Here is a 10,460-nt window from a genome sequence, read left to right as displayed (position 1 = left end):
TTGCATGTGTAAAGCATGCCGCCAGCGTTCAATCTGAGCCAGGATCAAACTCTTCAGTTCAATCTCTGTTTATTGACTCTTTCGAGTCACCCTGATTGCTCAGGGGTCGCTCACTCAAGATACTGACCGTCATCTCATTGCTGAGACAACGCTTAATACTTTTGTGAACATTTGATAATTTAAGTAATCAAGAACCGAAGTTCTTGGCACCTTCATCAAACGCCCACACTTATCGACTGTTAATTTTTAAAGAACTGGGCTCCCGCCGAGGGCGGTACTGCCTTGCTGTGTTCTGCGAATCGTTTTGTTCGTCAGCAGCAGAGAGATGAGATTATGCAGTGTTTCGCGGTGTTCGTCAACCCTTTTTTACTTCGCCGCGCTGTTCGTTGCACACTTGAGACGGGCCCAACTACTTGATTCGTCGGGTGTTTCGCAGTGCTCACTGCAGCGGGAGGAGAATTATAGCGAACCCCGGTGGGGGTTCGCAAGCCTCTTTTCAGGACCAGGCGGCTACAGGACGATGGCCAGCTTGGCATCCTGCCGGGTACGCGCCGGGACCCTGACTTCAAGCAGCTTGTGCCTGGCGTTCCAGCCGGCGGCGACCGCGCGGCCGTCGATCGTCACGGAACGCGGCCGGGCCTGTACGTTGTGCACCTTCACCGTGAAGGCGCGCGCGGCGGCGGGGTAGTCCTTGCCGGTTTCGGTCTCGAAGCCGATCTCGAGCCTGCCGCCGGCGTACTGGCTGCTGAAGCGGACGATCTCGTACTCCCCCTGCTCGAAGGCGTTGGCGGTTTCGCCGTCGTCGTCGTAGACCTTGCCATTTGAAGACGCGACCGAATCGTGGTGGTAATAGTGCAGGTCCAGCTGGCGCCCCGTGTAGTCACGCGTGGTCTGCACCACCTTGGCCATCGGCACGAACGCACCTGCGCGCACGAACACCGGGATGTGCGCTTCTTCCGGCTTCACCACTTCCAGCACGCCGCCGCGATGGATGGCGTCCGTGTGGAAGTCGAACCAGACGCTGCCGCTATTCGGGAACATCACTTCCTGGCGCGTCGCGCCGGGTTCGACCACGGGTGCGACCAGGAAGTCCGGCCCCCACATATAGGTGCCGGCACGATCGACGGGCTTGCCGGGATCGGTCTCGACGAACATCAGCGGCCGCATCAGGGGCATGCCGGTCTGGTTGTTGTCGAAGGCGATCGTGTAGTTATAAGGCAGCATCGCATAGCGCAGCCACACCGCCGCGCGTGCCAGCACCTTGGTGCGCGCCGAACGGAACACCGGCTCCGGCGCCACGTCTTCCTGCGCGTGCGGACGGAACACCGGCTGGAAGACGCCGTACTGCAGCCAGCGCACATACAGTTCGTCATCGAGCACGGCGCCGGCGAAACCGCCCAGGTCCGAGTGCATGTAGGCCAGGCCCTGCATGCCCATCTGGAGCGAGATCTCCATCTGCGACTGCAGGCCGCCCCAGCTGCGGCTGACGTCGCCGGACCAGGGAATCATGCCGAAACGCTGCGAGCCGGAGTAACCGGCGCGCATCAGGATGAAGGGGCGCTCCTTCGGGTACTCCTTCGCATAGCCTTCGGCGATCAGGCGCGCCCAGTCGTGGCCATAGATGTTGTGCACGGTGTCGGCAGGGCCGGTGGCGTGCTGCAGGCTTGATGGGTGCACTTCCGGCTCTCCCAGGTCGCCCCACCAGCCGCTCACGCCGCCCTGTTTCAGGTTGCGGTAGATGTTCCAGAGCCAGTCGCGTCCCTCGGGCTTGTACAGGTCGATCAGCCCCGTGTTCCCGAAGAAGAAATCGTAGGTATACGGCTTGCCGCCCTTGTCGGTGGCCAGCACCTTGCGCTCGACCGCTTCCTGCCAGCGGCGCGACGTGGTCAGGACGAAGGGCTCGCTGATGACGACGGTCTTGACGCCCTTCTTCTTGAAGTCCGCCATCATCTGCTCGGCGTTCGGGAAGGTATCGCGGTCCCAGTCGAGGTTGCCCATCGTGCCCTTGACCTCCTTGCCGAACCAGTACAGGTCGAGCACGACGGCATCGAGCGGGATGTCTTCGGCGATGAACTTGTCCACCACGGCGCGCGTCTGCGCCTCGCTGCGGTAGCCGAAGCGGCTCGCGAAATTGCCGAAGGTCCAGCGCGGCGGCAGCGGCTGGCGTCCGGTCAGTCCGGTGTAGCCTGCCATGACCTCCTCCCAGCTGTCGCCGGCGACCACCTGGTAGGTCTTGCGCCCGCCGATCACCTCGTAGCGCAGGGTGCCGTCGCGGCGGCTGTCGAAATCGAGCCAGCCGACCTGGGGATTATCGAAGTGGATCGCGTACTTTTTCGAGGACAGCGCCACCGGGATCGTATAGTTCAGCAGCGTGGAGCGATCGCCATAGCCGTAATGGGCGCGATTGTAGAGCTGGAAGCGGTGGCCGCGGCGGTTCATGCCGACCGCGCGCGCCCCGGCGCCGTACAGCGCCTCGCCGTCGGCGAGCGCGAACTCGATGGTCTCGAGCTTGCCCTTGGCGCCGGCGCCGGCGGCCGTTCCCGCTTCGTAGCCGCGCTTCTCGGCCACCAGCGGCTTGCCCTTGTAGGTATAGCTGATCTTGAATGGCTGCTTGTCGATGGCGACGGCGATGCCCGGCGTGGAGAAGCTCAGGCGCGCGCCCTCGTCGTTGAAGTGCGCCGCCACCTGGCCCGGCGCCATGATCACGGCATGCGAGGCCGGATCGAGGCGTTCGCCGCGCGGCACGAAGGTGGTCTCGACGATGTTGTTCGAATACGGCCGGATCAGGTAGCGGCCGTCGCTGGTGGCCAGTTCCAGGGTGTCGCCGTTCAGGGTGGCGCCCTGCAGCGCGCGGTCGGCGTTCTGGGCGGCGGCGTGCGGGCCCGCGGCCAAGCACAGGGCAAGGCTGGCAGTCGTTGCCGCAATTGTTGCTTTTGTCATGTCTGTCTTGTTCTGGTCAATGAAGCGGGCACGCGCAGCGCGCCCGGCGCGCGGGGATTCTACCTTGAACGGCGCTGCGGCCCGGCGCGCAGCCCGGCACGCAGTCCAACAAGGTCGCGCAGCACCTCGCGCGCCGCATTGTGTCCGGGCGCCCCGCTCACCCCGCCGCCGGGATGGGTGCCCGAGCCGCAGGTGTACAGGCCCGCCAGCGGGCCGCGGTAGTCCGCATGCCCCAGCATCGGGCGCGCCGAGAACAGCTGGTCGAGCCCGAGCGCCCCATGGAAGATGTCGCCGCCGACCAGCCCGAAGGTCCGCTCCAGGTCCAGCGGACTCATGATCTGGAGTCCCAGCACCGCGCGCCGGAAGTTCGGCGCGTAGCGGTCGACGGTTTCGATCATCAGGTCGGCCACCCGTTCGCGGTGCTCGTCCCAGCTCGAACCGTCGGGCAGCTGCGGCGCCACGTGCTGGCAGAACAGGCTGGCCACGTGCTGGCCGCGCGGCGCCAGGGTCGGGTCGAGCGTGGAAGGAATCAGGACTTCGACGATCGGTTCGCGCGACCAGCCCAGGGCGCGCGCATCGTGGTAGGCGCGCTCCATATAGGCCAGGCTGGGCGCGATGATGATGCCGCTGCCGTGATGCTCGGCGGCGTCGGTGCCGGGCAGGCAGCGAAAGCTGGGGAGTTCGGCCAACGCCACGTTCATGCGGAAGGTGCCGGAACCGCAGCGCCATGCCTGGATGCGGCGCAGGAAGTCCGGCGGCAGCGCCGCGGGATCGACCAGCTTCGTGTAGAGCAGGCGCGGATTCAGGTTCGACACCACCACGCGCGCGTCGAAGCGTTCGCCCGCGGCGCTCACGACGCCCGTCGCCCGCCCCCGCTCCAGCAGCACCTCGGCCACCGGGCAGCCGGTGCGGATCTCCACCCCGAGGGCCTGCACCGCCCTGGCCATGGCCTGGGTGATCGCGCCCATGCCGCCGATGGCGTGGCCCCAGGCGCCCTTCTTGCCGTTCACCTCGCCGAACACGTGGTGCAGCAGCACATAGGCCGATCCTGGCGAATACGGGCTCGCATAGTTGCCGACCACGCTGTCGAAGCCGTAGGCGGCCTTGATCGGCGCGCTCTCGAACCAGCCGTCGAGGTAGTCGCCGGCCGATTTCGTGAACAGGTCGAGCAGGTCGCGCTGGGCGGCGAGCGACAGCTTGCGCATCCGGTTGCCCAGCCTGCCCGCCTTGATGAGTTCCGGCAGCGCGGCGAGCCAGCTGCCCTCGATCCGGTTCGGCGGCGTCTGCAGCACCAGCTCGCGCAGCAGGTCGGCCGCCCCCTCGAGCTGGCGGTGGTAGGCGTCGAGCCGGTCCGCATCGCGCTGCGAGAAGCGCGCCACCTCGCCGGCCGTCTTGCCGGCCCCGACTTTCAGGTAGCGGCCGTCCTCGAGAGGAAGAAAATTCGACAGCGGCCGCTCGACGATGCGCAGGCCATGGGCGGGCAAGTCCATGTCGGCGATCACCCTGGGGTTGAGCAGAGAAACGGTGTAGGCGGCTACCGAGTTGCGGAAACCCGGATGGAATTCCTCGGTGACCGCGGCGCCGCCGACGACCTCGCGCGCCTCCAGCAGGGTCACCTTCAGGCCGGCCTTGGCCAGGTAAAAGGCGCATACCAGGCCGTTGTGGCCGGCGCCGACGATGACGACGTCACGCATCCGCTTCCTCCCCAGTGAACACAAGCATTGTGCGCCAGGGAGCGTAAAAAGGATACCGGGCCCTGCAGGGCTACTGGCGGCAGGATTTTCCGAAAGGACTGGATCGCTCGACGTACTCGCTTAATTACCCATCGGCCAAACTTTTGTCACCGCGGCAATGATCGCTTCTGGCCGGTCGCGCAGGTTCGTCAAGGTCAGTGCACGGATGTACTGTTCTAAAGGCAACTCGAGGGTTTGCCAGGCGCACTCATTCGAGATCACTCGAGCGCCAGGTTGCGCGGCTCCACATCCACGCACAGGATCGCGAACGCGCCGATGGCCAGGAAGGCGGCCAGCATCCCGAGCGCCAGCGTGAAGTGGGTCGCCATCACCGGCGCCACGATGGTCGGCGCGAACAGGCCGCCGAAGCGCGCGACCGCGCCGGCCATGCCCATGCCGCTGGCGCGCAGGCCGGTCGGATAGACTTCCGGCGTAAACGCGTACAGCGCGCCCCAGGTGCCGAGCAACGCAAAGCTCATCAGCAGGGTCGAGCCGACCACCACGGTGGTGGTGCTGCCCAGGCTGTAGAACATGCAGCCCAGGGCGCTCAGCAACAGGAAGCCCACCAGTGTCGGCTTCCTGCCCCAGCGTTCGACCCCGTAGGCCGACAGCGCGAAACCGGGCAGCTGCACGGCGGCCAGCAGGATCAGGAATTCCTGGCCGCGCAGGAAGCCGAAGCCCTCGGCGCTGAGCTTCACGGGGAGGTAGACGAACACGCCGTAATACGCGACCGAAATCAGGGCCCAGGCCACGCACAGCGCCACGCTGCGGCGCCGCAGCTTGCCGGCGAACAGCGCGGACAAGGGTTGACGCTGTGCGATGTCGGGAACGAGCTGCGGGATCGGCGCCTGGCGCCCGTTGGCCGCGGCCACGCGCTGGAGCACGGCGCGCGCCTGCTCCGGCTTGCCGCTGCGGTTGAGGTACATCGGCGACTCGGGCACGAACAGGCGCAGCACCACCCCCACCAGGGCCGGCAGGCCGGTCACGAAAAAGATCACGCGCCAGGCATCATCGCCCCAGCTGACGGCGAGCAGCGCCAGCACCGCGAGCAGGATCGTGCCGACCGCCCAGAACGATTCGAGCAGCACCAGCCAGCGGCCGCGCCGGTCGCTGGGGAGGAATTCCGCCATCATCGTATAATCCACCGGCAGGGTGCCGCCGACGCCGACGCCGGTCATGAAGCGCAGCGCCAGCAGCCAGGTGAAATCGGGCGCGAAGGCGGACGCCACGCCGAAGCAGGCGTCGAGCACCACCGCCGCCATCAGCACCGGCCGGCGTCCGATGCGGTCGGCCAGGCGGCCGAAGGCGAAGGCGCCGACCAGCATGCCGACGAAGAACAGGGTGCCGGTCTGCAGCGCCTGCGGCAGGCCGATGCCGAAGGTCTTCGCGATCGAGGGCGCGGAAAAGCCGATCGACAACACCTGCATGGCGTCGGCCATCCAGACCAGGCCGAAAATCATGAACAGGCGATACTGGAACTTCCCGACCCCAGCCAGCCGGATCCCCTGCTCCACCGTGACCGGTAATGTGGACATGATGTCTTTCCTCGGATTGAATGGTGCCAGTGTGCAGGAAGAACCGGTACGCCTTCCGTGCACTACAAAACACAGGCTCAACAAAAGGCGGGCCCGTCTCAGAAGCCGAACACCTTCAGCACGCCATCGGTCAGGCCCTCGATTCCCCGCTTGACCCTGCCGCCCTTTCCCCGGGTGCCGGGGCTCGCGTCATGGATGAAGATGCCGCCCGCGCCCTCGCCCTCTCTCGCGAACCTGTCGTACAGGAGCTCGGTCTGGCCCTGCAAATAAGGAAGGAAAGGCGCGCTGCGCAGCGTGGAATAGGCCACATCGCTCGAAAAGCCCAGCGTCGCCGACTGCCGCACCAGGTGGGCGCCGTCGGCCTGCTGCACGCGCACCCCGCGCGTGCCCTGCAGGACCAGGGTCACCGGACCCCGGATCAGGAAGTAGCGCAGCTGCAGGGTCAGCCAGGCATGCAGGCTGGCCAGCCGCCAGTGCGCCTCGATTGCCAAAGGCCTGTCGCGCTCGCAGACCAGGCCGACCAGCGCGCGCGGCTGGAACACCAGGGCCGATCCCGCGCCGACACGCACCAGGGCCAGTTCGCTCGCGCCGGCGTCGCCGGCCGACAGCAGCACCTGCTCGCCGGCGTGGCTGGTGCGCACGCAGGTGAGCAGCGCGATGCCCGAGACCAGGCCGGTCCACCAGCGGCCCTTGAGCAGCCAGCGCGTGGTTTTGGAGGCGGCGACCGGCGTGCTTTGCAGGTAACGCGGCAGTACCAGCAACTCATGGTGCGGGTCGAGCCTGAGCGCCTGGGTGACGCCGGATGGCGCAATCAGGGCGCAGGCTTCGGCAGCGGCCTTGCGTGGCGCGTCGTCCAGGCGCAGCGGCGCGCGCCGGGTAACGAGCGGCGCCAGCACGAAATAGAGGAATGCGCGGACCGCGCATTTTCCGGCGAGGCAGAGCAGCAGGATGGCGGCGGCGGCCGGCAGCGCCGGCACCAGCAGCCCCGCGATGCGCGATACCGGGTGGGCCGACACGGCCTGGTCGACCTCGGCGGCCAATTCCGCGAGCGGTTGCACGGCGCGCTCGAGCGCCGCCTCGTCCGGCACGAAGGCGCGCAGCTTGCCGGGCTGCCCGATCCGGTCCAGCGCCGCCTTTTGCGCCTTCCAGGCCGCGGCGGCGCGCTGGTTCTCCATCCGCAGCGCGGACAGCTCGCCGGCCAGGCGGCGCAGCGCGGGCGTGATGGTCCAGTCGTGCTTCATCAGCTGGCGGTCGATGTAGCCGAGCCGGTCCGCCTCGCGCTGCTTCTGCAGGTAGCGTCGATAGACGGCGCTGTGCACCCGGTGCAGCCGCTCGAGCTCGCGCCGGGCCCCGGCCCGGCTTTCCAGCGTCACCAGCTGCGCCCGCAGCTGCTGCAGGTAGGCCAGTTCCTGGGCCGCCAGCTCGCGCGCGAGCACCTCCCTGTAGTGCGCGCCCAGGCGCCCCGCGTACTGGCCGGGCCCCGCGCGCAGCAGTGCGCGCAGCTCGATGCCCGGCGGCGGGGCCGCCTGCAGCGTGCGCGTGAGTCCCCGGATGCGCCGCTCGATCGCATCGAGCGGAAGGGCCTGCGCCGCGCCCAGGCGCTGGACCAGGGCGTCCGCCTCGCCTCGGCGGTATTGTCCGATTCCGGCCTGGACGGCGGCCAGCGCCTGGCGGTCCTCGCTCGACACCCGGTACTCCTGCACGCTCCTGGCGACATAGCCGCCCACCACCAGCACGAGCGCGATCGCCAGTACCGACAGGAGGTAGAACACCAGGGTGCGGATCAGGGGCTGGATGGCGGAGTGCAAGCGGGATTCCTGTTGTGGAAACGACCGGCCATTTTACGCGGGAGACGCGCGCGCCGGAATCTGCCAGAATATCCCGGCAATAAGCCAACCCCTCTTTGAGTCACTGCGCACCATGAATGCCGAACTGAACCGCGATACGATCGCCACCCTGGTCAAGGACTTTTATGCCGACATCCGGCGCGACAGCCTGCTGCAGCCCGTGTTCGACGGCGCCATCGGCGACGACTGGGAGCCGCACCTCGAACGCATGGTCGATTTCTGGTGTTCGGTGATGCTCGCCAGCGGCGAGTTCAAGGGGAATGTCTTCGGCAAGCACATGCAGCTCGAGGGGATCGAGCTGGAACACTTCCGGCGCTGGCTGGCGCTGTTCGAGATGCACGCGCGGCGCCTGTTCGCGCCGGACGTGGCGGACGGCTTCATCGCCGCGGCGAAGCGGATCGCGGCCAGCCTGCAATACGGGTTCTTCGGCCGCGCCGAACTCACCTGAAAGAAGAACGATGAAGACCTTGCCCTCGAACCTGGACCACTACAAGACGACGCCCGACTTCACCGACACCAGCGTGCCGGCCGGATTGCAGCGCAAGCACAGCACCGCCGCCGGCGTGTGGGGACGCATCGTCGTCCACGAAGGCAGCCTGCGTTATGTGATCGAAGAGCCGGAGCAGGAAGAGCACCGGCTGGTTCCCGGCGCGCCGGGCATCGTCGAGCCGCAGGTCCTGCACCATGTGGAGCTCGAGGGGCCGGTGCGCTTTTGCGTCGAGTTCCACCGGTAGCCAGGGCCCCGGTGGACGCCGCGCGGATGTTTACACGCCGACCATCGACACCGCCTTGGTGTTCAGGTAGGACTCGAGCGCCTCCGGACCGCCTTCGGAACCGTAACCCGAATCCTTGATGCCGCCGAAAGGCAGCTCGGCGCTCGGCGTGGCCGGCTGGTTAATCCACAGCATGCCCACTTCCATGCGGTTCATCAGGAGCTGGGCGTTCTTGATCGAGCGCGTGAAGGCGTAGCCGGCCAGGCCGTAGGGCAGGCGGTTGGCCTCCTGGATCGCCTCTTCCAGGCTGTCGAAAGCGCGGATCGCGGCCACCGGGCCGAAAGGCTCGTCGTTGAACACGCTCGCCTCCAGCGGCACGTCGGCCAGGATGGTCGGCGCGAAGAAGTTGCCGGCCTCGCCTACGCGCTGGCCGCCGGTGGCGAGCACCGCCCCCCTGGCCTGCGCATCCTCGACCACCTTGGCCATGGCGCTGACGCGGCGCGCGTTGGCCAGCGGCCCGAGCGTGGTGCCCTCCATCAGGCCGTCGCCCAGCTTCAGACCCTCGGCGTGCTGCACCAGCGCGCGCGTGAATTCTTCCTTGACGGCGCGGTGCACCAGGAAGCGGGTCGGCGAGATGCACACCTGGCCGGCATTGCGGAACTTGGCGGCGCCTGCCGCCTTGACCGCCAGCGCCACGTCGGCGTCCTCGGCGATGATGACCGGCGCATGGCCGCCCAGCTCCATCGTGGCGCGCTTCATGTGGGCGCCGGCCAGGCTTGCCAACTGCTTGCCGACCGGCGTCGAGCCGGTAAAGGTCACCTTCCGGATCACCGGGTGCGGGATCAGGTAGCCCGAAATCTCGGCCGGATCGCCGAACACCAGGCCGACCGCGCCCGGCGGCAGGCCGGCGTCGACGAAGCACTGCAGCAGCGCCGCCGGCGAGGCCGGGGTTTCCTCGGGCGCCTTGCACAGGAAGGAGCAGCCGGTGGCCAGCGCGGCCGAGAGCTTGCGGACGATCTGGTTGATCGGGAAGTTCCACGGGGTAAAAGCGGCGACCGGACCGACCGGCTCCTTGAGCACCAATTGCTGCGCGGCAGGGTTGCGCGAGGGCACGATGCGGCCGTACACGCGCATGCCTTCGGCGGCGAACCAGTCGATGATTTCCGCGCCGGCCATCACCTCCCCCTTCGCTTCGGCCAGCGGCTTGCCCTGCTCCTGGGTCAGCAGGCGGGCGATGTCGCCGGCGCGCTCGCGCAGCAGGCCGGCCGCGCGCCGCATGGTGGCGGCGCGTTCGGCCGCCGGCACCATGCGCCAGGTCTCGAAGCCCTTCTGGGCCGCCGCCAGCGCGCGGTCGAGGTCGGCGATCGACGCATGGGCAACAGTACCGATCGGCTGGCCGGTGGCCGGGTTCAGCACGGGGATCGTCTTGCCGCCGCTGGCGTCGATCCATTCGTTGGCGATCAGGAGGCGGGTGTCGGGATAGCTGGACGTCGTCATGGCGGTGGTTTCCTGTGTTGGCGAAAAGAGCAATGTTAACCCGAGTGCAGCAAGCGTGCCGCATCTCGAGCGCCCGCCTTGCGAATCCGCCCTTTTTTTCCGTGCAGATACGCCGTCGCCACAGGCCGGCGCCACGCCAGGGCCCGCCATACCCGCCGAGTATCGGCACGATACCCACTCGGTGTTGGACCGGGC

The 10,460-nt window shown here is 67.5% G+C and carries 7 protein-coding genes; 2 read left to right on the top strand and 5 right to left on the bottom strand.

Going from position 1 to position 10,460, the window contains the following annotated elements; translation table 11 throughout:
• Positions 1-510: 510 nt before the first annotated feature.
• From ACFPAH_RS20930 to ACFPAH_RS20915, 4 genes are all read right to left on the bottom strand, one after another.
• Positions 511-2,940: a TIM-barrel domain-containing protein gene (locus tag ACFPAH_RS20930; protein ID WP_379749208.1), complete on the bottom strand. Its 2,430-nt coding sequence runs from the start codon at positions 2,938-2,940 to the stop codon at positions 511-513.
• A 59-nt stretch (positions 2,941-2,999) separates the two neighbouring features.
• Positions 3,000-4,634, bottom strand: coding sequence for a phytoene desaturase family protein (locus ACFPAH_RS20925; protein WP_379749206.1), 1,635 nt, complete (start codon positions 4,632-4,634; stop codon positions 3,000-3,002).
• A 257-nt stretch (positions 4,635-4,891) separates the two neighbouring features.
• Positions 4,892-6,208 carry an MFS transporter gene (locus ACFPAH_RS20920; RefSeq protein WP_379749204.1) on the bottom strand — a complete coding sequence of 439 codons (1,317 nt, stop codon included), beginning with the start codon at positions 6,206-6,208 and terminating at the stop codon, positions 4,892-4,894.
• A gap of 98 nt (positions 6,209-6,306) precedes the next feature.
• Positions 6,307-8,016, bottom strand: coding sequence for a hypothetical protein (locus ACFPAH_RS20915; RefSeq protein WP_379749202.1), 1,710 nt, complete (start codon positions 8,014-8,016; stop codon positions 6,307-6,309).
• A 112-nt stretch (positions 8,017-8,128) separates the two neighbouring features.
• Here ACFPAH_RS20915 and ACFPAH_RS20910 point away from each other — a divergent pair, with 112 nt between their 5' ends.
• Both ACFPAH_RS20910 and ACFPAH_RS20905 read left to right on the top strand, forming a co-directional pair.
• On the top strand, positions 8,129-8,503 hold the full coding sequence (locus tag ACFPAH_RS20910; RefSeq protein WP_379749200.1) for a group III truncated hemoglobin: 375 nt from the start codon (positions 8,129-8,131) through the stop codon (positions 8,501-8,503).
• 10 nt (positions 8,504-8,513) lie between these two features.
• The gene (locus ACFPAH_RS20905; RefSeq protein ID WP_379749198.1) at positions 8,514-8,789 is read left to right on the top strand and encodes a DUF1971 domain-containing protein; all 276 of its coding nucleotides are present in this window, start codon (positions 8,514-8,516) and stop codon (positions 8,787-8,789) included.
• Positions 8,790-8,819: 30 nt separating this feature from the next.
• On the opposite strand, the gene ACFPAH_RS20900 is transcribed toward ACFPAH_RS20905, so the two are convergent.
• On the bottom strand, positions 8,820-10,265 hold the full coding sequence (locus ACFPAH_RS20900; protein WP_379749196.1) for an NAD-dependent succinate-semialdehyde dehydrogenase: 1,446 nt from the start codon (positions 10,263-10,265) through the stop codon (positions 8,820-8,822).
• Positions 10,266-10,460 lie beyond the last annotated feature (195 nt).

The organism is Massilia sp. GCM10023247, from assembly GCF_042653325.1.
Classification (GTDB): Bacteria; Pseudomonadota; Gammaproteobacteria; order Burkholderiales; family Burkholderiaceae_D; genus Telluria.
The sequence above is the reverse complement of the archived record's forward strand: the minus strand, read 5'-3'. Positions and strand labels throughout refer to the sequence as shown.

Excerpts from the sequence above, each read along its gene's own strand:
- ACFPAH_RS20900 (WP_379749196.1), bottom strand. The coding sequence starts at position 10,265 with ATGACGACGTCCAGCTATCCCGACACCCGCCTCCTGATCGCCAACGAA.
- ACFPAH_RS20930 (WP_379749208.1), bottom strand. The coding sequence starts at position 2,940 with ATGACAAAAGCAACAATTGCGGCAACGACTGCCAGCCTTGCCCTGTGC.
- ACFPAH_RS20910 (WP_379749200.1), top strand. The coding sequence starts at position 8,129 with ATGAATGCCGAACTGAACCGCGATACGATCGCCACCCTGGTCAAGGAC.
- ACFPAH_RS20905 (WP_379749198.1), top strand. The coding sequence starts at position 8,514 with ATGAAGACCTTGCCCTCGAACCTGGACCACTACAAGACGACGCCCGAC.
- ACFPAH_RS20925 (WP_379749206.1), bottom strand. The coding sequence starts at position 4,634 with ATGCGTGACGTCGTCATCGTCGGCGCCGGCCACAACGGCCTGGTATGC.
- ACFPAH_RS20920 (WP_379749204.1), bottom strand. The coding sequence starts at position 6,208 with ATGTCCACATTACCGGTCACGGTGGAGCAGGGGATCCGGCTGGCTGGG.